This is a genomic window from Pseudoalteromonas phenolica, from assembly GCF_005876835.1.
Lineage (GTDB): Bacteria > Pseudomonadota > Gammaproteobacteria > Enterobacterales > Alteromonadaceae > Pseudoalteromonas > Pseudoalteromonas phenolica_B.
Genome location: NZ_PPSW01000014.1, coordinates 76,288 through 100,147, shown reverse-complemented (window position 1 = coordinate 100,147; position 23,860 = coordinate 76,288). Strand labels below are relative to the sequence as shown.

Annotated in this window: 15 protein-coding genes; 13 read left to right on the top strand and 2 right to left on the bottom strand. The window is 42.4% G+C overall.

What is annotated here, in order from left to right; all coding sequences use genetic code 11:
- Positions 1–26 precede the first annotated feature (26 nt).
- From rlmD to C1E24_RS09830, 12 genes are all read left to right on the top strand, one after another.
- On the top strand, positions 27–1,340 hold the full coding sequence (gene rlmD / locus C1E24_RS09885) for a 23S rRNA (uracil(1939)-C(5))-methyltransferase RlmD (protein WP_138480998.1): 1,314 nt from the start codon (positions 27–29) through the stop codon (positions 1,338–1,340).
- 5 nt (positions 1,341–1,345) lie between these two features.
- Positions 1,346–3,502: a GTP diphosphokinase gene (relA, locus tag C1E24_RS09880; RefSeq protein WP_138480996.1), complete on the top strand. Its 2,157-nt coding sequence runs from the start codon at positions 1,346–1,348 to the stop codon at positions 3,500–3,502.
- Between the two features lie 71 nt (positions 3,503–3,573).
- On the top strand, positions 3,574–4,374 hold the full coding sequence (gene mazG / locus C1E24_RS09875; RefSeq protein ID WP_138480994.1) for a nucleoside triphosphate pyrophosphohydrolase: 801 nt from the start codon (positions 3,574–3,576) through the stop codon (positions 4,372–4,374).
- 165 nt (positions 4,375–4,539) lie between these two features.
- Entirely contained in the window at positions 4,540–6,174 is a 1,635-nt protein-coding gene (locus C1E24_RS09870) for a CTP synthase (RefSeq protein WP_138480992.1), read from the top strand.
- Positions 6,175–6,404: 230 nt separating this feature from the next.
- Positions 6,405–7,697, top strand: a complete 1,293-nt coding sequence (eno, locus tag C1E24_RS09865) for a phosphopyruvate hydratase (protein ID WP_138480990.1) — start codon at positions 6,405–6,407, stop codon at positions 7,695–7,697.
- Positions 7,698–7,833: 136 nt separating this feature from the next.
- A complete protein-coding gene (locus C1E24_RS09860; RefSeq protein WP_138480988.1) occupies positions 7,834–8,964 on the top strand; it encodes a sensor histidine kinase in 1,131 nt (376 codons plus the stop codon).
- The gene (locus C1E24_RS09855) at positions 8,957–9,790 is read left to right on the top strand and encodes a LytR/AlgR family response regulator transcription factor (protein WP_138480986.1); all 834 of its coding nucleotides are present in this window, start codon (positions 8,957–8,959) and stop codon (positions 9,788–9,790) included. The genes C1E24_RS09860 and C1E24_RS09855 overlap by 8 nt, the downstream gene beginning before the upstream one ends.
- Positions 9,791–10,183: 393 nt before the next feature.
- Positions 10,184–12,844, top strand: coding sequence for a glycoside hydrolase family 16 protein (locus C1E24_RS09850; protein WP_138480985.1), 2,661 nt, complete (start codon positions 10,184–10,186; stop codon positions 12,842–12,844).
- A gap of 67 nt (positions 12,845–12,911) precedes the next feature.
- Positions 12,912–15,869 (top strand): TonB-dependent receptor, encoded by a 2,958-nt coding sequence (locus C1E24_RS09845; protein ID WP_138480983.1) that lies wholly within the window; start codon positions 12,912–12,914, stop codon positions 15,867–15,869.
- Positions 15,870–15,994: 125 nt separating this feature from the next.
- A complete protein-coding gene (locus C1E24_RS09840) occupies positions 15,995–17,242 on the top strand; it encodes a sugar MFS transporter (protein ID WP_138480981.1) in 1,248 nt (415 codons plus the stop codon).
- A 4-nt stretch (positions 17,243–17,246) separates the two neighbouring features.
- Positions 17,247–19,793 carry a glycoside hydrolase family 3 protein gene (locus tag C1E24_RS09835; protein WP_138480979.1) on the top strand — a complete coding sequence of 849 codons (2,547 nt, stop codon included), beginning with the start codon at positions 17,247–17,249 and terminating at the stop codon, positions 19,791–19,793.
- 2 nt (positions 19,794–19,795) lie between these two features.
- The gene (locus C1E24_RS09830; RefSeq protein ID WP_138480977.1) at positions 19,796–20,803 is read left to right on the top strand and encodes a glucokinase; all 1,008 of its coding nucleotides are present in this window, start codon (positions 19,796–19,798) and stop codon (positions 20,801–20,803) included.
- A 6-nt stretch (positions 20,804–20,809) separates the two neighbouring features.
- Here C1E24_RS09830 and mutH read toward each other — a convergent pair whose 3' ends face one another.
- Both mutH and C1E24_RS09820 read right to left on the bottom strand, forming a co-directional pair.
- Positions 20,810–21,484, bottom strand: a complete 675-nt coding sequence (mutH, locus tag C1E24_RS09825) for a DNA mismatch repair endonuclease MutH (RefSeq protein ID WP_138480975.1) — start codon at positions 21,482–21,484, stop codon at positions 20,810–20,812.
- 106 nt (positions 21,485–21,590) lie between these two features.
- Positions 21,591–22,400, bottom strand: coding sequence for a sulfite exporter TauE/SafE family protein (locus C1E24_RS09820; RefSeq protein ID WP_138480973.1), 810 nt, complete (start codon positions 22,398–22,400; stop codon positions 21,591–21,593).
- Positions 22,401–22,875: 475 nt separating this feature from the next.
- On the opposite strand from C1E24_RS09820, the gene C1E24_RS09815 reads away from it, so the two are divergent.
- Positions 22,876–23,850 (top strand): DUF1852 domain-containing protein, encoded by a 975-nt coding sequence (locus tag C1E24_RS09815; RefSeq protein WP_130254505.1) that lies wholly within the window; start codon positions 22,876–22,878, stop codon positions 23,848–23,850.
- Positions 23,851–23,860: the final 10 nt, after the last annotated feature.

Here is a 23,860-nt window from a genome sequence, read left to right as displayed (position 1 = left end):
GTTGGCAAACATTAAGGGGCATTCGTATGGCACAGATATTTCGTGCTAAAAAAACGTCAAATAAAGGCAAAGTACTGACTTTGGATGTAAAGTCACTTGATCATCAAGGTCGAGGTGTTGCAAATCACAATGGTAAGGTGTGCTTTATTGATGGTGCATTACCAAACGAACAAGTAAAAGCACAAATTCTCGATGAGAAGTCAAAGCTCATTGAAGCCAGACAAGTCAAAGTGCTTACACCAAGTGAAGAGCGTATCGAGCCTTTTTGCCAACATTATGGTGTGTGCGGTGGATGTCAGTTACAGCATTTAAAAGTAGACAGTCAGATCACTCATAAACAGCAAGCTGTTGGCAAACTATTTGAAAAATTTGCAAAAGAAACGCACTTATCATGGCAACCAGCTATCACCAGTGCTGATAAACACTACCGTCGCTCTGCCCGTATTGCTTGTATTTCAGATAAGAAAACCAAGCAATTTAAATTAGGCTTTAGAGCGCAAAAGAGTAAGCAAATAGTCGAAGTAGAAAATTGCCCAGTTTTAAATACTGCTTTTGTAGAACTATTCACGCAGCTAAGACTTGCAGTCACACATAACAGCAAGCTTCATTCAATTAGTCATGTGCAGCTTTGTGAAGCAGATAACGGTGTGTTTGTACTGATAAGACATACCAAAGCAATTGATGACAATACGAAACAGACATTAATGACAGCGCTAAGCGACTCAGGTGTGCAGATTTTATGGGATGATGGAAAAGCACCTGTTGCATACGAACAGATTCCAAATTATCAAGTTGATGGGGTTGAATTTGACTTCCAACTCAATAACTTCATTCAAGTTAATGGTGAGGTGAATGAAAAGATGCTGATGCAATCATTAGATTGGTTAGCGCTCAACGAACAAGACTCGGTGTTAGATTTGTTTTGCGGTATTGGTAACTTTTCTTTGCTTGCAGCCAAATATGCTAAACGTGTTGTTGGTGTTGAAGGCGTTGATAGTTCGGTACAAAGAGCTAAGGCAAATGCAGCACAAAATCAGCTTGAAAATGTCTCTTTTGAATGTTTCGACCTGACGGATGATATCTCAAGTGCTAAGTGGTTCGATAAACATGCCAATGTATTAATTCTAGACCCATCTCGTACTGGTGCTTATGAGGTATTGAAGCAATTACCACTTAAGCAGTTCGAAAAAATTCTCTATGTATCGTGCGATCCGGTTACTTTAGCGAGAGATAGTGCTTTAGTACTTGAAGCTGGCTTCACAATCAGTAAAGTGGGACTTATGAATATGTTTCCTCACACGGGGCATATAGAGACAATGGCGTTGTTCCAAAGGAGGTAATGCAAATGGTTGCAACCCGCCAATCACATCAAACTCATTTACCAGCCGATTTTTCGGCTCGGCTAGATCTTCTGAATCTGTCAGACGATAAACTCTCATATTTAGACCGAGCCCATGCTTTATGTCCTTCTGATGTGAATGCGACGACCTTGAACAAAGCCGTTGAGATGGTGGAAATCCTTGCCGAGCTGAATTTTGATCCTGAATCTTTGGCATCTGCTTATTTAACGCCTTATTTTCTTGAAGGGTTAGTCAGTTTTGATGATGTAAAAGACGAGCTCGGCGATAACGTTGCTTTACTGTTGCAGGGTGTTGAGCAAATGGCGACGATCAGCACCTTAGCACATCAGGGTAAAGGCAATGTACAGATAGACAATATTCGCCGTATGTTATTGGCCATGGTTGAAGATGTAAGAGCGGTAGTAATTAAATTAGCTGAACAAATTTGTCATTTACGTGAAGTAAAAAATGCCGATGAAGAAGAGCGTGTGGTGACAGCAAAAGCCACTGCGAATATCTTTGCACCATTGGCTAACCGTTTAGGTATAGGTCAGCTTAAGTGGGAGCTTGAGGACTTATCGTTCCGCTACCTTCACCCAGAAACTTATAAGCGTATTGCAAAGCAGCTATCTGATAAGCGCTTAGACCGTGAATCCTATATGGAAAACATGGTGAACCTGGTCTCTAGTAAACTTGCCGAAGCAGGCGTTAAAGCGCAAGTTTATGGTCGCCCGAAGCACATTTACAGCATCTATAAGAAGATGTCGCAAAAGAACTATGAATTTGATCAGCTTTTCGATATTCGCGCTATGCGAATTGTGGTGGATGAAATTCAAGACTGTTATGCCGCGCTAGGTATTGTGCATACCAGTTGGCGTCATCTGCCAAAAGAGTTCGACGACTACGTTGCTACCCCAAAACAAAACGGTTACCAGTCTATCCATACTGTGGTGTTTGGCCCTGAAGGTAAAACAGTCGAGATCCAAATTCGTACTGAAGAAATGCACCAAGATGCTGAGCTTGGCGTTGCGGCCCACTGGATGTATAAAGAAGGCGCCTTACCTGGGCGTGGCTCAGGTTATGAACAAAAAATAAGCTGGTTACGCAAGCTACTTCAATGGCAAGAAGAAGTGGTTGATGGCAGTGACTTAGCCGATGAACTGAAAAACCAAGTGGTTGAAGACAGAGTGTATGTATTTACACCAAAAGGCGATATTTTTGACTTGCCACTAGGCGCGACGCCACTCGACTTTGCTTATTACATTCACTCTAATGTCGGCCATCGCTGCGTGGGTGCTAAAGTGTTCGGTAAAATAGTCCCGTTTACTTATAAGCTAAAAACCGGCGATCAGGTTGAAATATTAACCCAGAAAAATCCAGCGCCTAGTCGTGATTGGTTAAGCCCAAGCCTAAGTTATATTTTCTCGTCTCGTGCTCGCAGTAAAATCCATCACTGGTTTAAGCAGCAAGACAGAGATAAAAACCTACAAGCGGGTAAAGAGATGCTAGATTCGCATTTGTCGAAACTAGATCTTACCTATAAAGACTTAGAGCCTGCGGTTGAACGCTTTAACTTTAGAGAGCTTGACGACTTGATGGTGGCATTGGGAGCGGGCGATGTGCGCATCAACCAATTCTTAAACTTTATTCAAGCTAAGCCAGAGCCAGAAGATACGCTCAAAATTACTTCACGCAAAAAGGTGAAAGGCGATAAAAACGGCATTGTGGTCGATGGGGTGGGTAGCCTACTGAGTCATGTCGCCAAATGTTGTCAGCCAGTTCCGGGCGATGAAATTGTCGGTTATATCACGCAAGGCCGTGGCATTGCAGTGCATCGTAGTGATTGTGAGTCGTTTGCGCACATATGTGAGCAACATCCTGAGCGTGAAATAGCTGTCAGTTGGTCTGACGATATTAAGTCATCATATGCGCTGAATTTGCGTATTGAAGCGCAAGACAGACAAGGCCTTATTCGTGATATTAGCTCTGTATTGGCCAATGAAAAAGTGAATGTATTAAACATGAACTTGCAAACTAACTATGAGCAAAATACCGCAGTATTTTTAATGCAAATAGAAGTTTCTAATCTGTCTTCGATGAACCGCTTGATCACTAAGTTGGTGCAAATTGATGGCGTATTTGAAGCAAAGCGACAGCATTAACCGCTAAAAATATCAATTTAATAAAGTCGGCATTTGCCGACTTTATTGTTTTAAAAATAAGTGTTTAAAAAATGAATCAAACTGAAATCGACAAATTGCTCAACATCATGCAAACACTTCGTGATCCTAAAAAAGGATGTGATTGGGATAAAGTCCAAACCTTCAAAACCATCGTGCCGCATACTTTAGAAGAAGCCTATGAAGTGGCTGATGCCATAGATCGCGACAATATGGAGGATCTTAAAGATGAATTGGGTGACTTGTTGTTCCAAGTTATTTTTTACGCTCAAATGGCCAAAGAGCAAGGGCTGTTTGATTTCAACGAGGTGGTTGAAGGTTTAAACAATAAGCTAGTTCGCAGGCACCCGCATGTATTTTCAGAGCAAAAAACATTAACAGATGAAGAGCTCGAGCAACAATGGCAGGCGATTAAAGAGCAAGAAAAAGCCGCAAAGCTGAATTCATCTGAGCAACCTCTATGGCATGACATTCCAAAAGTGCTCCCTGCATTAACGCGTGCCAAGAAAGTACAAAAACGCGCTGCAAACCTTGGCTTTGATTGGCCAGATTACCATGGGGCACTTGAAAAAGTATCTGAGGAAGTGGCTGAAGTGAGCGAAGCACTAGCAGAAAACCCTCAGTCCGATCACTCAGCTGAAGAAATCGGTGATTTATTGTTTGCGACAGTCAATGTGGCTCGTCATGCTAAACACGACCCCGAACAAATATTGAGAAACGCGACAGATAAATTTGTAGGCAGATTTGTCCAAGTTGAAGCCGTGCTTAAACAACAAGGCAAGAGTTTAGACTCGTCAAGCCTTGAAGAAATGGATGAGGCCTGGGAGCTGGTGAAGAAAAGAACAAAAGAATAAGACGGTATTAGGCAGACAATAACGATGATTTTCTGAGGTCTTACTTGTCATTATTTAAAGCCCTTAAGCTAAATTTTTGTGGATTGATGTTAAGTGCTTTGCTATACTATCGCCCCGTCTTGATTCTTATTTAAAATTCCATTTTCCTGATATTCTAGGGTTCGCATGAGTACAAAATTTATCTTCGTAACGGGCGGGGTTGTTTCGTCTTTGGGTAAAGGTATTGCCGCAGCATCGTTGGCAGCAATATTAGAAGCCCGTGGCTTAAACGTAACTATTCTTAAGCTGGATCCTTATATCAACGTGGATCCGGGTACAATGAGCCCAATTCAGCACGGTGAAGTTTATGTAACTGAAGACGGTGCTGAAACTGACCTAGACTTAGGTCACTACGAGCGTTTCATTCGCACCAAAATGACAAAGCGCAACAACTTCACGCAAGGTCGTGTTTTTGAGGACGTGCTTCGTCGTGAGCGTAAAGGTGAATACCTTGGCGCGACTATTCAGGTAATTCCACATATCACTAATGACATTAAGCGCCGCGTAATTGAAGGTGCTGAAGGTTATGACATCGCGATCGTTGAGATCGGCGGTACTGTAGGTGATATCGAGTCACAACCGTTCTTAGAAGCGATTCGTCAGCTTGGTACAGAACTGGGTCGTGAACACGCATTATTCATGCACTTAACGTTAGTACCATTCCTTGGCGCTGCTGGTGAAGTTAAAACTAAGCCAACTCAGCATTCAGTTAAAGAACTTCGTTCTATTGGTATTCAACCAGATATTCTAGTTTGCCGTTCTAACTGTAAATTGCCAGCTAACGAACGTGCAAAGATCGCACTTTTCACTAACGTAGAAGAAAAAGCGGTTATTTCACTTCAAGACGTAGACAGCATCTATAAGATCCCTGCGTTATTAAAATCACAAGATTTAGATAACCTAGTGTGTCGTCGTTTCTACATTGAAGCACCAGAAGCTGATTTAGTTGAGTGGGAACAGGTTCTTTATCAAGAGTCTAACCCAACTGGTGAAGTGACAATTGGTATGGTTGGTAAGTACATTGAACTACCAGATGCATACAAGTCAGTAAACGAAGCGTTGAAGCATGCGGGTCTTAAGAACCGTGTAACAGTCAACATTCAATACGTTGATTCACAAGATATTGAAAGCAAAGGTATTGAGTTATTACAAGACCTTGATGCTATCTTAGTACCAGGTGGCTTCGGTGGCCGTGGTGTAGAAGGTAAAATCTTAGCGGCTAAATATGCGCGTGAGAACAAAGTACCTTACCTTGGTATCTGTTTAGGTATGCAGGTTGCGCTAATCGAATATGCGCGTAACGTTGCAGGCCTTGAAGGTGCAAACTCAACAGAATTCGATGCAGAATCAGCGCACCCAGTTGTTGGTCTAATCACTGAGTGGTTAGATTCAGAAGGTAAGGTAGAAGTACGTGATGAAGCATCTGATTTAGGTGGCACAATGCGTTTAGGTGCGCAACTATGTCACTTAAAAGAAGGTTCAAAAGTACGTGAAGTGTACGGCAATGCTGAAATCACTGAACGTCACCGTCACCGTTATGAGGTGAACAACAATTACATCGAGCGTCTTGAAAAAGCGGGCCTACATTTCACAGGCTTGTCTGAAGATAAGAAGCTCGTTGAAATTATCGAAAATAAAGATCACCCTTGGTTCATTGCTGCTCAGTTCCACCCTGAGTTCACATCGACGCCTCGTGATGGTCACCCGTTATTTGAAGGTTTTGTGGGTGCAGCGTTTGCACACCAGAAAGCCGAGAAATAATATGAAGAAGCCGTGCGTTTGCACGGCTTTTTTGTCTCTAAACCAGCTACGTATTTTTTTAATAATAGCTGGTGAGTAATAAACATTGCTGTGCAGCGTTATTTTTATTCAATTTAAACAATGCAGACCAATGGTTATTATGGGGTTAGGTAACAAGGTTATTTAATCCTATACAGGAAAATAGCTATCAATAAAACATTATCACCACTATGGGAATAAGAGGAATCAAGATGTCAAAAATCGTTAAAGTGATTGGTCGTGAGGTTATGGACTCTCGCGGTAACCCAACCGTTGAAGCTGATGTACATTTAGAGTCAGGCGTTTGGGGCCGTGCGTGTGCACCATCTGGTGCGTCTACTGGTACTCGCGAAGCACTTGAGTTACGTGATGGTGATAAGTCACGCTACCTAGGTAAAGGCGTACTTACTGCTGTTAACTACATCAATAACGACATCGCATCAGCTTTAGCTGGTAAAGACGCGACGGAGCAACGCGTTATAGATCAAATCATGATCGACTTAGACGGCACTGAAAACAAAGAAAAATTTGGTGCTAACGCAATTCTAGCAGTGTCTCTTGCAGCAGCTAAAGCGGCAGCAGAAGACAAGGGCGTTGCATTATACGAGCACATCGCTGACATCAACGGTACATCTGGTAAGTTCTCAATGCCAGTACCTATGATGAACATCATCAATGGCGGTGAGCACGCAGATAACAACGTAGATATTCAAGAGTTCATGATCCAGCCAGTTGGCGCGTCAAGCTTCCGTGAAGCACTACGTATGGGTGCTGAAATCTTCCACAGCCTTAAGAAAGTACTAAACGGTCGAGGTCTTAACACGGCGGTTGGTGACGAAGGTGGTTTTGCTCCAGACCTTAAGTCAAACGAAGAAGCACTAGAAGTTATCGCCGAAGCCGTTGCTGCTGCAGGTTACGAGCTAAACAAAGACATCACACTTGCACTAGACTGTGCGGCGTCTGAGTTCTACGTTGACGGTAAATATGACCTTAAAGGCGAAGGTAAAGCATTCGATTCGGAAGGCTTCGCTGACTTCTTAGCTGACCTTGCTGCACGTTACCCAATCGTTTCAATCGAAGACGGTCTTGACGAAAGTGACTGGGCAGGCTGGAAAGTACTAACCGACAAGATTGGTGACAAAGTTCAGCTAGTTGGTGACGACTTATTCGTAACAAACACTAAGATCCTTAAGCGTGGCATCGATGAAAACATCGGTAACTCAATCCTAATCAAGTTTAACCAAATCGGTTCACTTACAGAAACTCTTGAAGCAATTGCAATGGCACATGAAGCTGGCTTCACTGCAGTTATCTCTCACCGTTCAGGTGAAACTGAAGATGCAACTATCGCTGATTTAGCAGTTGCAACTTCTGCCGGTCAGATTAAAACTGGTTCACTGTGTCGTTCAGACCGTGTAGCTAAGTACAACCAACTTCTTCGTATCGAAGAAGCGCTAGGTGACAAAGCTGTTTACAACGGTCGTAGCGAAATCAAAGGTCAGTAATTTTTAACTGATTTTATAAAAGCCGCCTAAAAAGGCGGCTTTTTTGTGCCTGTGTTTTATACATTTCGCTTTTCTGCTTGCCTATTTATTTCTATTGAATAAAGTAATTAAAGAATAACGATAAATAGAGCCTGTTTTGAACGTTTTCAATAAAGCCCATCTCACAGAAAGCAGCCCATTGGAACTAGAATCTTCCGCTTTTAAAAGGTTGTCTAAACAATTTTGGAGCTTACAGATAGGCGGCTGGCTTGGTTACATGCTTGTGGTTTTTATTGCCATTATTCGGCCGCAATTTGATTCTCCTGATTTTAACCTAGTTGGTCAGATAATAAACTTAATTGTCGAAACACTCAGTGGTTTTTGTCTTTCCTTATTGCAGTGGTTGTTTATTCAAAGAGTTATTCACAATACTTTGAAGCAAACGTTAATAATGAGTTTTTCATCGGCTGCAGTGCTTGGTTTACTGTATAACATTATTAAGCTAGGTAGTTACAAAGTAATAGTACATAGCCAGCAGTGGAATGAAGCATGGAATATGCTTGAATTCGGTGGTTGGTTATTGTTCTCTTTAGCAACCATGTTTGTGTGGACGTCAATCTTCTTCATTATGCTTTATAACAGCAAGTTACAAAGAGAGCATGAACAATTATTAAGAGCGCAGACTTTGGCTAAAGACGCGCAACTCGAAATGTTACGTTATCAGCTCAATCCGCATTTTATGTTTAACACAATGAATGCGATTTCGACGCTGATCTTAAAAGAAGAAAACGACACAGCGTCAGAGATGTTAGACAAATTATGTGACTTTTTCCGACATTCTTTAGAAGCGACAAAACAGAGTAACAGTTCAATGAAAGATGAATTGGAGTTATTAAAACTTTATTTGTCGATTGAAAAGGTCCGGTTTGGTAAACGCCTTAAAGTAAACTTTGACGTAGATAAAGACGTAATGCATTGTGTACTGCCCAATATGCTTTGTCAGCCCATTATCGAAAACGCTGTTAAGTATGCGGTAGAGCCAAGCAAAGAAGGCGCTGAGATCACTTTTAAGGCATATAAAAGCGGCGAGAGTTTAATAATTAAAATAATGGATACAGGTCAAGCTGTAAAAGAATCACACAGTAAAGGGTTTGGAATAGGTTTGCAAAATACCCGCTCTAGATTAGATGTGATGTTCAATGGCGAGTGTGAGGTGACTTTGACACCTAATCAGGAAAGAGGAAGCACAGTGACGATGACGATGCCTTATGAGGTGAATAATGACTAAACAGTTAACGGCTGTAATTGTTGATGATGAACCATTAGCCCTCGAGGGACTATGTCTTCGTCTGGCGAAAATTCCTGAAATAAAAGTAATTGGACAGGCTGAAAATGGCGACGAAGCCATCAAGCTTTGTCAAACTTTAGAGCCTGACGTGTTATTTTTAGACTTACAGCTGCCCGGGTTGAATGGCATCGAAGTTGTCCAGGCAATGCAGTCTGATACCTTGCCTATGATTGTCTTTGTCAGTGCATACAGTGAGTATGCTATTGAAGCATTTGAGCTTAATGCCATTGATTATGTGCTTAAACCAGCCAATTTAGGTCGTTTACAAAAAACGGTATCGAGAATACTTGAACGACAAAACCCCCATCAAGCCGAAAAAGAAAAATTTAGATTGCTAAATGCGTTAGGTGAAACGTCTGGCATAGAAGTGAGTGAATTAGAAGAGTGGCTAGAAACCGATGAGCCCCTTCCTATCTCTATCAATCAAGAGATAGTGATAAAGAACAGCGATAATGAAAAAGTACTCGTTCCAGTTAAAGAAATAAAATGGGTGGATGCGGCGGGTGATTATATGTGTGTCCATACCGAAAAAGACACCCATGTATTACGGATCACCATGAAGAAATTACAGTCATTATTAGATGAAAAACAGTTCGCACGAATTCATAAATCGACCATAATTAATTTAAATCACGTTATAAGCATCAAGCCGCTTCGAAATAACGAGAGTATTGTTACTTTGAATGACGATATTGAGCTAAAAGTCAGCCGAAATTACAGCCCAGTTTTGCAAAATTTTATTGCGGAAAAGCCAGTTATAAACTAAGCCTGATTTAACACTCTCCTAACATATAATGCCTGAACTGCATCAGTTCAAGGCAACTCATCAAATAAGTGCGCCAATATGGCGCATGACCCCAATATAAAAACATTCCATTAACTCAAGAAACAAAAGGCTTACACGTTTCGTCGTAATTTTGTTTCGTTTTGTCGCTCACTATTTTGACGCATGTCACGGGCGTCTCAGCTCTATTTCATGATACCGAATCTGCATTGTAACAATGAGGTTAATGGAACAGGATAAAGTCAGGCGCAGTTTACATGCTTGTCTGTTTACTGCACACCATGCGCAATTTATGAGAGATCATCAATAATAAGATATTAAAACTCATCTCATGAATTGTTATGACAACAAAGTCGCATATTTGGAACACACATTATGATAAAAGTTGCAAAGCATTTTTCACATGTTGGTGCCTTAATCGCAGTATCTACCTTAGTGGGATGCGGCGGTGGTGCTGAGACGAAAACAGATCCAACACCAATCAATCCTCAAGCCCCAGTGAGTGATTGGAAGCTGGTTTGGAGTGATGAGTTTGACGGCACATCAATTGATGGTCAAAAGTGGACTCATGAGGTTAATTGTTTAGGTGGTGGTAACGCAGAGAAACAGTGCTATACAGAAGATGAAGCAAACTCTTTTGTGAGTGACGGTACGCTGAAAATCGTTGCGTTACCTGCCGCTGAAGGTGCACAACAGCCTTATACCTCAGCAAGAATGGTTACCAAAAATAAAGCTGATTTTAAATATGGCCGCTTTGAGATCCGTGCAAAGTTACCGAGTGGTCAAGGTAGTTGGCCTGCATTTTGGTTACTGCCGACTGATGAAGTGTATGGTGGTTGGCCTAAATCTGGCGAAATCGACATTGTTGAAGCGGTAAATTTAAAAGCCAAAGATGCCGATGGTAATCCTGAGAGCCACGTATATGGCACGCTGCATTATGGTAAAGATTGGCCTGATAATGTGAATTCTGGCAAAGCGTACAAATTACCAGATGGTGCAAATCCCGCAGATGATTTCCATACGTATGCAATTGAGTGGCAAGAAGGTGAAATACGTTGGTATGTGGATGACTATCTATATGCAACACAGCGCCGCTCTGAAATTCGCACTAACTCAAATGGCGAAACGGTTGGTTTAAAACATCGCGGTTGGTTTGCTGAATATTTTGACCAAGTAAGCGGCGAGTTAACGACTCATTATAGTAATGCGCCATATGACCAAGAATTCCATATGTTATTGAACTTTGCAGTAGGTGGAAATTGGCCTGAAAACGTCAACGAGACAGGTGTTGATGCAAGCGCGTTTGAGAATGGTCAAACATTCGAAATCGACTTTGTACGTGTTTATCAATGTCAGCAGAATGTTGATACAGGTAAAGGGTGTGAAACGGTTCGTGCAGGCTATGATTCAATAGACGATGCTCTAGTAGAAGGTAAAGCACCCATTCCATCACCGCCATCAACTGGCGTTGCTCAAAATTTAACAATTTTTGATGGTTCGTTTAATCCTAACTGGCCAGCATGGGATTGTTGTGGCGGCTCAACACCACTAGTTGTTGAAGATGAAACCAAAGGCAATGTGGTTGAATTTGTTGTCGGTGCAGAGCCAACAGTAAATGGTTTTATCACACGAGAGGCATTTATTACTGACGAAGCTGGCAAACCATCGCCATTTGACGCATCTCCTATGATTGAAACAGGCAAGCTTAGTTTCGATATGAAAATTGTCACAGCACCGAACAATGCAGATTCGACTTGGATGCTGAAAGTTGAAAGCTCTGAGGGCACAACGTTTGCGGAGATCCCTGTATCAGCTAATATCTCTGGCACTGAACCTGCTGTTGGTCAATGGCAGACTTTTGAATTCTCATTGCAAGCTTTAGCTGATGCCGGTTTGGATCTCAGTGCCATTGATGTAGTGATGATCTTCCCAGCATGGGGCACTGGTGAAGGTGCGCAGTATCGTGTTGCGAATATGAAAATTGCAGCTGATACCGCATCTCCTAAATTAACTGTATTTGAAAATGAGCAAAATCCAAGTTGGCCACTATGGGATTGTTGTGGCGGTTCAACACCAACGGTGGAACTAGACGACGATGCCCACGGTAATGTAGCTGAATTTAAGATTGGTGATTCGCCAACGGTAATGGGTTTTATTTCTCGCGCTGACAATGTGCTTGATGGTGGTTCAGTGAGCCCATTCGACGCAACGTCAATTTTGTCTAATGGTGTGATTGAGTTTGAAATGAAGATCACCAATGCACCTGATAATGCTGAAGCACCTTGGCTATTCAAAGTCGAATCAGTGGATGCAGCATCATTTGCCGAAGTTGATTTATCAACTAGTGTGGAGCAAGCCGCACCTGTTGCAGGTGAGTGGCAAAAGTACACATTCAAACTATCTGATTTAGCAAATGCGGGTTTGGATGTAAGCGCAATAGACGTGTTAATGATTTTCCCTGCATGGGGTCAAGGTGCCGGAGCTATTTACCGTGTTGATAATGTGAAAATCTACGATCCAAATGCGTCTGATGCATTCATGGGCCATGTATTATTTGCTGATGATGTGAAAGAAAAATGGTCGTTATGGGACTGTTGTGGTGGTTCAACACCAACAATCGAAAACGACGATACAGCACATGGTATGACAGCTGAGTTTAAAGTGGGTGCAGAGCCTACCGTTCTTGGCTTATTTGCTGAAGATGAACACTTTATTGATGCATCAGCGTTGTTTGAAACTGGCGTTGTACAATTTGAGCTAAAAGTAGTAACAGCACCAAATAATGCAGACGCAGCTTGGCTATTTAAAATTGAATCACTGGGTGCGAGCAGCTTTGCTGAATTACCTTTAAGCAGCAGCCAAGAAGGCAAAGCACCTGTGGTCGGTGAATGGCAAACTTACACTTATTCTTTAAAAGACTTAACTGACGCTGGTTTAGATATCAGTGCAATTGATGTCTTAATGTTCTTCCCTGCTTGGGGAGCGGGAGAGGGTGCGGTTTATCGCGTAGATAACGTGATGATCAAAGCACTTTAACACTAACCGATAAGGTCGAGCGTGCTTGTTCACGCTCCTCACTGAGCAAGATTTTAGTAGGGTAATTATGAACACATTCAAATTCCAACAATCAAAAATCGCACTTTATGTATGTGCGGCATTAAGCACAGGCTTTACAGCCAATGTGTTTGCGAACGAAACAGATAAAGAGAAAGACGTAGAAGTCATTGAAGTACGAGGTATCAAAGGCAGTTTGATCCGTTCGATGAATGTAAAGCGTGATATGTCGGGTGTTGTTGATGCTATTTCAGCTGAAGAAATGGGTAAGTTTCCAGATACTAACTTAGCTGAGTCACTACAACGTATTACGGGTGTTGCAGTTAGCCGAAGTAATGGTGAAGGTAGCCAAATCACAGTGCGTGGTTTCGGTCCTGACTTTAACCTGGTGACTTTAAATGGTCGTCAAATGCCAGGAACGGGTAATTCTCGCTCTTATAGCTTTGAAAATTTATCTTCAAGCGGTGTGTCTGCATTAGAAGTCTATAAAACAGCGCGAGCTGACAACCCAACAGGTGGTTTGGGTGCAACGGTCAACATTGTCACTGCAAAACCACTTAGCAGCGCCACAGAGAAGTTTTCTGTGTCGGCTAAAGCGATACATGATTCATCAAATGAAGCGGGAGAAGACGTTACACCTGAATTCTCAGCCCTATACTCAAACGCTTATTTAGATGATACCGTGGGCTTTGCCATTTCGTTTAACCATCATCGCCGTGATTTCCAACAGCAAGGGGCTAATATTCAAGGTTGGCAAGCAAATGTCGATTTACCCAGTAACTTAGACGCAGATAAAGTTGTCGATCCGCGCCCGTTAGATGATGAAGGCAATAGAGTAGGTGACCACTTTTTTCCTCGAGATATGAACTACGGTATCAACGATTACCAGCGTGAAAGAACTAACGGCCATGTGGTCTTTCAATATGCACCTGTCGATAATATGGTCTTCACATTAGACTATGTGGGTACCAAAGCTGTGACTGGAATGAACTCTATCGGTTGGGGTATGTGGAACGACTATGGTGGTAATATCAATGCGTATGAGCTAGATGAAAATGGCACGGTTGTTTACGCTGATATCAGTGGTAATGATGGTTCGTTTACAGCCTCTCGAGCAACGACAGAAGTCGAAGAGCGCTCTTTAGGCTTCAACTTCGACTGGCAAGTTACAGACTCTTTAAAGCTAGTATTAGACTACCATGACTCTCAAAGTGAGACAGATAATGGAGCAGATGAAGGCTTAGGTAGTCATGGTTCATTGGTTTTAGGATCAGACCAGCTGATTACTAAAATGTATGACTACCGCACCGGTGAAGTACCTCATGCAAATATCCTTTGGAAAAATGGCACCAACGAACTGCTAGCCAGCGAAATGGACTCTCATTTTAGTCAGTTTATTCATTCTCCGGGTAAAGCAACCGTTGATCAAATTCAATTAGATGGTATCTGGGATGTTTATTACGACGATATTGGTCTTGTAAACATTAAATTTGGTGCTGCGCGAACTGAGCAAGAGATGGGTGGCTCTAATGCTTGGAGTGGACTAATTGGTGGCTTCTTATTTAACCCATCATGGCCTGAAATGTTCCCAGATGGCATGTTTACCAAACATGATACTAGCGATTTCTTAGATGCCTTTGCAGGCGGTGGCAGTGATTTAAATCCTCATTATTATTACACTTTTGACTTTGATGAAGTTGTAGCACGCTCAGAAGCGTTTTTAACCAATGAGTTGTTAGGTGGTGACGATTATTTTGCAACAACGGCCTATCACGATATGGGCACTTTCTCTAAGAGCTCGGTAACAGAAGAAACCACCAGTATTTATTTATCAAGTTTCTGGGAGTTTGAAGTTGCAGATTTTCCTGTTCAGTTAAATGCTGGTGTGCGTTACGAAGAAACAGATGTAACCAGTAATGTATTCCAACCTGTTCCAACTTCAGTTTGGTGGAAAGGCGGAAGTGAATGGCATACTCAATACCTTCCTGGTGAAAACAACACGCTAACACTAACAGGTGAACATGATGTGTTTTTACCTATGCTTGATATTAAAGTTGAGTTAACCGACGACTTAGTGTCACGTGTTTCTTGGGGTAAAACCATTTCGCGTGCGCCTTTAGGCGATTTAGCAGGCGGTCGTAGCCTATCAGGTAGTCCAAAAATTGGCTCGCGCAACGCGAGTGAAGGTAACACTAACTTGTTACCATTTGAGTCTACAAATTTTGACTTAAGCTTAGAGTACTATTACGCAGAAGGCAGCTACGCGGCGATTGGTTATTTTGATAAATCGGTTAAAAACTTCATTGGTAGCCAAATTGTGTCCACTACGATTGAAGGCTTTAATGACATTTACAAAGGCCCTCGTTGGAACCAAGCAGTTGCTGATATTGAAGGTCGAGGAGAGCAAGCTACCAATGATGCTATTTTTGCTCAAATGCAAGCGAATGGTTCAACATTAAACGAGCAAGGCTATATCACACCAAACGCGGATGATCCTTTGATGGTATGGGACATCACTCGTCCATTTAATGCGCCAGATACTAAGTCAGTAGATGGTATTGAAGTTGCTGTTCAGCACCTAATAGGTGAGACAGGTTTTGGCGTAGGCGTGAATGCGACTTTCGTAAACGGTGATGTTGAATTCGATGTAAACAGTTTAGACCAGCAAACCCCATTAACGGGTTTGAGCGATTCAGCAAACTTCCAAGCTTTCTATGAAAAAGACGGGCTATCAATCAAGTTAACTTACGCATGGCGTGATGAATACTTGATTGGTGTTGGTCAAGATCAGGGCTCTTCAGATAACCCACCACAATTTGCTAAGGCATTTGGACAGTGGGATATGAGTGTGAACTATGATCTGAACGACCAAGTAACCGTGTTCTTTGAAGGCATCAACTTGAATAACGAAACAGAGCAAGGCTATGGCCGTTACGAGCGTCAGTTCTTATTTGCAAGAGAATATGGCCCTCGTTATGCGGTAGGTGTTCGTTATTCGTTCAATTAATTCAATATAACTCATAACAAGTGCTTACCTCTCTTTTGAGGTAAGCCATTCAAGATTAATTAAAACTCAGCTGCTAGCAACCTCTATATGCGAGCGCTCTGGGTTTGGCATGCTGGAATATGACTATGGCAAGCTCTATAGGTACTTTTGATACAAATAATCAGGTTGAACATCCGCAGAATAATACTTTTGCGTTGATCACCTTAACCACTTTGTTTTTTATGTGGGGGTTCATTACGTGTCTTAACGACATTCTAATCCCTTATTTAAAAAATGCTTTCTCCCTCACTTACACTCAAGCCATGCTAGTGCAATTTTGCTTCTTTGGCGCTTATTTTATCGTGTCGATCCCTGCTGGCACTTTAGTGAGTAAAATTGGCTTTAAAAAGGGCATAATCACGGGCCTTGCAATAGCCAGTCTTGGGTGCTTTTTATTTTATCCTGCCGCGGCTTTTGGCATGTACGCCTTATTCTTAGGGGCGCTATTTGTACTGGCTGCAGGTATCACGGTCTTGCAAGTGTCAGCGAACCCATTTGTGAGCGCACTTGGGCCTGCAAAAACCGCTTCTTCGCGTTTGACTATGACGCAAGCATTTAACTCGTTAGGCACAACAGTCGCACCATTTTTTGGTGCTTGGCTGATATTCTCAGAGACAAATGCAGCTGCGCAAACTGATGCGACGGCGGTACAAGAGCCTTATTTATTTTTAGCGCTGACGCTATTGGCTTTAGCTGTAGTATTTGCCTTTATTAAGCTGCCAGAGCTGGGTAAAAGTGAACAATCAACCCCGTCAATTAAAACCGCACTGAAATATACGCACCTTAAACTCGGTGCGATTGGCATCTTTTTATATGTAGGTGCGGAAGTCGCTATCGGTAGTTTTTTAGTGAACTTTTTACACGACCCAAATATTGCTGGTTTGAATGAAGCACAAGCCGCAAAGTTAATCGCCTATTACTGGGGCGGTGCCATGATCGGCCGCTTTATCGGTGCTGTGGTGATGCAAAAAATAGCAGCGGGCAAAGTACTGGCATTCAATGCAGTGATGGCCATTGTCTTGCTTGTGGTTGCAGTGATGTCAGAGGGCGCTGTGGCGAAGTGGTCAATTTTGGCTGTTGGCTTATTCAATTCAATTATGTTCCCAACCATCTTCAGTTTAGCAATCAATAAATTAGGCGATGCTGCGAGTCATGGCGCAGGCTTACTTTGTCTTGCCATTGTTGGCGGCGCGATCGTGCCATTATTCCAAGGCATGCTTGCCGATGTGGTCGGCGTGCAACTGTCTTTCTTACTGCCAGCACTGTGTTATGTGTTCATTGGCTACTTCGGCTTAAAAGGCCACCAACCTGTAAATAGCTCTTCTGAGAGGTAATAAAATGAAGCGTTTAAAGAAATCATTAGTTGCAGTGATGGTCACAGGTTTGTTGGCATCGTGTGCAAAACAGAACGACAATGTTCAAGTAGAAAAATCAGGCTTAGATATTTGGCCGACGATTAACTCTGAAGTTAAAAAAGACCCTGAGATTGAGCGTAAAGTCGCTGAACTGTTGGCAAAAATGACGCTAGAGCAAAAAATAGCGCAAATGATCCAACCTGAGATCCGCGATATCACAGTTGAAGATATGCGCCGCTATGGCTTTGGCTCATACCTCAATGGCGGTGGTGCATTTCCAAATAACAATAAACATTCCAGTGTGAAAGATTGGGTTGATTTAGCTGAGGCCATGTATCAAGCGTCGGTTGATGATTCATTAGACGGCATCAATATTCCAACTATGTGGGGTACCGATGCGGTACATGGTCACAACAATGTGATTGGCGCGACGCTGTTCCCGCACAATATCGGTTTAGGCGCAGCAAATAACCCAGACTTGATTGTGAAAATTGCTGAAGTAACCGCTAAAGAAGTGATGGCAACCGGTATCGATTGGGTATTTGCGCCAACCGTCGCTACGGTTCGCGATGATAGATGGGGTCGAACTTACGAAGGTTACTCTGAAGACCCTGAAATAGTGAAAGAATATGCTGCTGCAATTGTTCACGGGTTACAGGGTACGCAAGGCGATAACTTCTTAGGAGACGATCGCGTTATCAGCACGGTTAAGCACTTTGTGGGCGACGGCGGCACGGTAAAAGGTGACGACCAAGGTAATAACATTGACTCAGAATTAGACTTATTCAATATTCATTCGCAAGGTTATGTGGGCGGTTTAACTGCGGGCGCTCAGTCTGTGATGGCGTCTTTCAATAGCTGGAATGGTGAGAAAATTCATGGTAATAAATACCTGCTCACCGATGTTTTAAAAGACAAAATGGGTTTTGATGGTTTCGTGGTAGGTGACTGGAACGGTCATGGTCAAATCAAAGGGTGTAGTAACCATGACTGTCCGCAAGCGGTGAATGCAGGTCTTGATGTGTACATGGTACCAACGGATGCATGGAAACCCTTGATGGAAAATACCATCAAGCAAGTGCATGCTGGAGTTATTCCAATGTCACGTATTGACGATGCAGTAACGCGTATTTTACGTGTGAAATTCCGTGCAGGCTTATTCGACAAAGCAAGCCCTGCAAATCGTCCATATGCTAATAAAACTGAGTTGATCGGTCATGCTGAGCACCGTGAAGTTGCAAAGCAAGCGGTACGAGAATCTTTGGTATTACTCAAAAATAACGATAGTTTGCTGCCACTTTCACCTAAGCAGAATATTCTGATTGCGGGCGATGCGGCGAACAATATTGGTAAGCAATCGGGTGGTTGGACAATTACTTGGCAAGGTACCAACAATGAGAATGCCGACTTTCCTGGTGGTTCTTCAATCTACGACGGTCTTGCCGAACAAATTAAAGCGGCTGGTGGTAAGGTTACGCTGAGTGAAGATGGCAGTTTTGAGAATAAACCAGATGTTGCCATTGTGGTATTTGGCGAAGAGCCATACGCGGAAGGCCATGGTGATAAAGAAAATTTAGTATATCAACAAGGTGATAAACGTGATTTAGCCTTACTGCAAAAGTTAAAAGCGCAAGGTATCCCGGTGATTTCAGTGTTTATCAGTGGCCGCCCACTTTGGGTTAATCCAGAGCTAAATGCCAGTGATGCCTTTGTCGCTGCTTGGTTACCAGGTTCTGAAGGCGATGCGGTTGCAGATGTGCTGCTCAAAGATAAAGCGGGTATGGTACAAAATGACTTTAAAGGTAAGCTGTCATTCTCTTGGCCTAGTCACCCAAGTAAGCCGGTAAATCGATTTGACGCCGATTATGCACCATTACTGCCTTATGGCTTTGGCTTGCAGTACGGTGATAAGTCTATGTTATCAAATAGCTTGAGTGAAAAAGTTGAACTTGATAACGGTGCGGATGCAAACAGCTATGTATTCAAAGGGAAGGCATTCGCGCCTTGGCAAATGCGTTTGTTCTCAGGGGCAAATAATCAAGCTGTGATGTCGAGCAGCATCGCTCTAAAAGGCCTTGAGTACCGCACCATAGATAAACATATCCAAGAAGACGCATTCAAACTGTTTTGGACTGGCCTTGAAAATGCGGGGATGGAGTTTGTTAGCAAAAGCTGGTTTAGAGAAGACTTATCTATGATGCAAGCCAGTAATGCCGCATTAGTGATTGAGCTCATGCGCGATGGCCTTGCAGAGCAGTCTGTGATTATTTCGAGTCATTGTGAAAGTGAAGGCGATAAGCCGGGTAGTTGTAGAGCGCAGGTAGATATTACTGAACAGTTAAATAGACTACCAGACACGCAATGGCAGGACTTATCAATTGATTTAAATTGCTTTGCTAAACAAGGTTTGAAATATAGCCAAGTGATCATGCCATTTGCAATTTCTACCAGCGGAAAGGCTAATCTATCTATCAGTGACATTCACTTTGCGCCTGAGCAAGGTAAGTCCGCAAGCATTCAGTGTGAGTGATTATGGATAATGTAACTGAAATTAGACTAGTAGCGGATATTGGTGGTACCAATATCCGCATTGCGCAAGCAACGAAAGACAATCAGTTAACGCATGTCAGCACGTATAAATGTGCTGACTTTGCTGAACTGTCTGATGTGCTTAAGTTGTATATTGCTGAACAAGAAATCGCAGTTAAGGCTTTACATGCTTGTCTTGCGATTGCCTGTCCGACTGATGAAGATTGGATCTCAATGACAAACTTGCCATGGGCGTTTTCGCAAACTGCGCTTAAGGCAGAGTTGGGCTTACAAAGCTTGTATTTAATTAATGACTACAAAGCCATCGCGATGTCAGTACCTTTTTTAAATGATGAGCAAAAGTGTCATATTCGAGGGCCACAGCAGGGCAGAGCTAATAGCACCATTTCGATTTGTGGGCCAGGTACTGGGCTTGGGGTAGCTACCCTTACACCTGTCACAATGCAAGGCAATCATTTCTGGCATTGTATTAACTCAGAAGGCGGGCATATTGATTTTGCGCCGGTAGATGAGCTGGACTTGATCATTTTCAACTACCTCGATAGCAGAAAACCACGGATCTCTTATGAGCAACTATTGTCTGGCTATGGGTTAGAGCAGATCTATAGTGCGATTGTAGATTACCAAAACACTATAGAGGGGAGTCATGCCGCGGTAAACAAAACCAGTTTGAGCGCGGCTGAGATTTCGCATAATGCTATTACAGTAAATTGTGGTTTATGTCGTTTGGCACTTCAACAATTTTGTAAAGTGCTAGGCAGCTTTGCAGGCAATCTAGCATTACTCAACAGTAGCTTTGGTGGGGTTTATATCGCGGGTGGTATTGTGCCTAGGTTCATCGAGTTTTTAAAACAAGGTGACTTTGGCGAGCGTTTTATTGCAAAAGGGCGCCTTTCTCATATTGCAGAGCAGACGCCTGTATTTGTGATCACAGAGCCACAACCGGGTTTGTTAGGTGCAGCTGTATTCTTAAATCAGGAAATAAACTAGCTGAGCTTAAAGACCAAATTGATCCGCTAGGATCTGTGTAGTAAACGGAATTTTCAAATAATAACCGCGCGGCAAGGTTTGCGTCATTGTACCGTTTGGCCCAATGACATCAGTCAACGCTTTGCTGTTCGCGGCTTTTGGTCTAATTTGCATCACCTCACCTAAATGGCCAGATATTTCATTTATTCGGCCAAGTGCAATCAGCTCCATTTGCTCTTCCCAGTCTCTTTGTAATTGATGCTCTTGTATTTCGCTGGGTTGCCATAAAAACCCTGAGCCTATGGTTCTATTTATGGGTTGAATGTTTTTTTCAGCTAAAATGGGCAGCCATAAAACATGGGTGAGCTTTTTCTTTACGGTACTCGATTGCCAAGTTATGCCTGTAAGATTAGTTAACGGCACAACTGACACATAGGTTGTTTCTAACGGTTTACCATTAAAACCAATAGGAATGGTTTTAAGTTCAATACCCAAATGCTCAAAGTCGGGGACGGGTTTAGAGCCAGCAGTCGCACCTAGCACATATTCTAGTAATTGGCCCTGCCAGCCCTTTTCACGTAATAAATGCTCTGGTGTTTTAAAGTTAAACTCAGTTGCAATTTCACCAAGCGTCAGTCCTGCAATTTTTTCAACGCGTTTCATGAGTTCATTAATGGTGAGTGGCGGCGAAGGTTTTAGCATGGTGAGTTCTCGTTACAAAATCAGCGCTATTGTAACGAATGCGCGCGTGGGCGGCTACCAAGCAAAGTTAGATTAGCTTGGTAGTGCAATTATCCCACGATTATAGTTAACTCAGCATCATGTTTGCTGCCATAGCAACAAGTAAAAAAGAGAAGCATTTTTTGATAGTGGCTACGGGTAGGTGATGTGTGGCTTTGGCACCAAGGGGCGCAGTAAACCAAGACGTGCAAACAATTCCAAGTAGTGCAGGCAAATACACAAAACCCGCAAAGCCATCAGTTAGTGCAAAATGACTGCTACCTGAGCTGATATAACCAATTGAGCCAAATAGGGCGATAACGATGCCGCAAGCAGAGGCACAGCCAATGGCCTTTTTCATATCAACTGAGAAAAAGGTTAACAACGGGACTAATAGTGCGCCACCACCAATGCCGATCATGGCTGATAGGCCACCAGTTATGGTGGTTAATATAGTTAAAACCCCTTTATTCGGTAAGGCACGCTCGCTAGGCGCGTCGTTTTTGCTGCTTAAAAACATCTTTAGTGCAATTAAAACAACACTTACTGCAAACACAATTCTGACAATGTGTTCAGGTAAAAATGCAGCCATAAAGCCGCTTATTAGGGCGCCAAGGGCGACACCTGTCATGATCCAAGGGGCTAATTCCCATGGCACGTTACCATTTTTATGATGCGCAATAGCTGAAGAAGTCGAGGTGAATAGAATAGAAGCCAATGAGGTCGCAATGGCTGCAACAACCACTTGCTCAGTAGGTAGCACTTCAAAATGCAGTAAGATAATACTCAATATTGGCACGATAACTAAACCGCCACCAATACCTAATAACCCCGCTAAAAAGCCCACAACACTGCCAAGTAATGCGCAGTACAACACCAATAGTATTATTTCACTCATTCCATTTTCTCTTATTAAAGTTAACCATTGCTTAGATGTGATTGATAAATAGACATCCAGACTGCTCGTGAGTATATCAACATCTCAACGGCTTGTTATTTTTAAGTCGGAGCTAACTACTGAAAAATCCTCATGTTTTGTATGAAAGAAATAGATATAGGAATGAACCTTATTTGGACGTCTGGATTTCTATTGTGATTTTATCATTAATCTGACTTTTCATTGTTCAATACGGGTAAGTATGACCTCTGCAACGTGAATCAAACTCAAGTTTTAGGTGAAATTAAACCGTTTTTCTTCAAGTTGCAGAATACGTATAACTAATAGGGCTCCGAACGCAAGACCAAACGAATTTAAGTATTCCTTAGTAAGTCTGTACAAGATAAGCATGATTTACTTAGATATTCAGTAAAGGCTAGGTAAGTGAAGGGAGCAGCAATTTACTATTTATCTCATTAAAAAGGGTACAAAGCACATGAGTCACGATTTTAACTTCAGCATTAAAACGCAGCGCCTTGATGAACATTATGAGCCGTCAACCAGCACACGTATCACCACTAACTTTGCAAATTTAGCCCGTGGCGAAAGTCGTCAGTCAAACTTACGTAATGCCTTAACTATGATCGACAGCCGCTTTAACGCACTAGCCCATTGGGATAATCCCAATGCCGACCGTTATGCTGTTGAGTTAGAAATTGTGTCAGTAGATATGGATATTACGGGGAGTGACGAAGCATTCCCGTCGATTGAGGTACTGAAAACTTACATTTTAGATAAGCAAACGAATGAGCGAATTGAGGGCATAGTGGGCAACAACTTCTCGTCTTATGTTCGTGACTACGATTTTAGCGTTCTGCTTTTAGACCACAATAAAGACAAGTCAAAATTTAGCATCCCTGAAGACTTTGGCGATCTGCACGGTAAGTTATTCCAGTATTTTGTAAATTCACAGACTTATAAAAACAACTTTAAAAAGCCACCAGTGATCTGTTTATCAGTTTCAGATAACAAGACTTATCGTCGTACAGAAAACCAGCACCCAGTGCTAGGTTTTGAATATTTACCGAATGAATCGTCATTGACTGAGCAGTACTTCCAAAAGATGGGATTACAAGTGCGCTACTTTATGCCACCAAACAGCGTTGCGCCTTTTGCATTCTACTTCTTTGGTGATTTATTGAACGACTACAGCAACTTAGAGCTTATAAGCACCATTAGCACCATGGAAACGTTTCAGAAGATTTATCGCCCAGAGATTTATAACGCCAACGCGGTTGCAGGCAAGGTTTATAAACCAAACCTGAAAAACCTTGATCACTCGCTAACACAAATCATCTATGACCGTGAAGAGCGCAGTCGTTTAGCCAAAGAGCAAGGTAAGTTTGCTGAAGAGTATTTTATAAAGCCTTACCAAAATATTCTGGCTCAGTGGTCGGCAAACTTCGCTTAATTACTTATTT

Bases quoted from the DNA above. Each gene is read 5' to 3' on its own strand.
- C1E24_RS09835 (WP_138480979.1), top strand. From the start codon at position 17,247: ATGAAGCGTTTAAAGAAATCATTAGTTGCAGTGATGGTCACAGGTTTG.
- C1E24_RS09850 (WP_138480985.1), top strand. From the start codon at position 10,184: ATGATAAAAGTTGCAAAGCATTTTTCACATGTTGGTGCCTTAATCGCA.
- C1E24_RS09855 (WP_138480986.1), top strand. From the start codon at position 8,957: ATGACTAAACAGTTAACGGCTGTAATTGTTGATGATGAACCATTAGCC.
- eno (WP_138480990.1), top strand. From the start codon at position 6,405: ATGTCAAAAATCGTTAAAGTGATTGGTCGTGAGGTTATGGACTCTCGC.
- mazG (WP_138480994.1), top strand. From the start codon at position 3,574: ATGAATCAAACTGAAATCGACAAATTGCTCAACATCATGCAAACACTT.
- relA (WP_138480996.1), top strand. From the start codon at position 1,346: ATGGTTGCAACCCGCCAATCACATCAAACTCATTTACCAGCCGATTTT.
- C1E24_RS09820 (WP_138480973.1), bottom strand. From the start codon at position 22,400: ATGAGTGAAATAATACTATTGGTGTTGTACTGCGCATTACTTGGCAGT.
- C1E24_RS09845 (WP_138480983.1), top strand. From the start codon at position 12,912: ATGAACACATTCAAATTCCAACAATCAAAAATCGCACTTTATGTATGT.
- C1E24_RS09815 (WP_130254505.1), top strand. From the start codon at position 22,876: ATGAGTCACGATTTTAACTTCAGCATTAAAACGCAGCGCCTTGATGAA.
- rlmD (WP_138480998.1), top strand. From the start codon at position 27: ATGGCACAGATATTTCGTGCTAAAAAAACGTCAAATAAAGGCAAAGTA.
- C1E24_RS09840 (WP_138480981.1), top strand. From the start codon at position 15,995: ATGGCAAGCTCTATAGGTACTTTTGATACAAATAATCAGGTTGAACAT.
- C1E24_RS09830 (WP_138480977.1), top strand. From the start codon at position 19,796: ATGGATAATGTAACTGAAATTAGACTAGTAGCGGATATTGGTGGTACC.
- mutH (WP_138480975.1), bottom strand. From the start codon at position 21,484: ATGCTAAAACCTTCGCCGCCACTCACCATTAATGAACTCATGAAACGC.
- C1E24_RS09870 (WP_138480992.1), top strand. From the start codon at position 4,540: ATGAGTACAAAATTTATCTTCGTAACGGGCGGGGTTGTTTCGTCTTTG.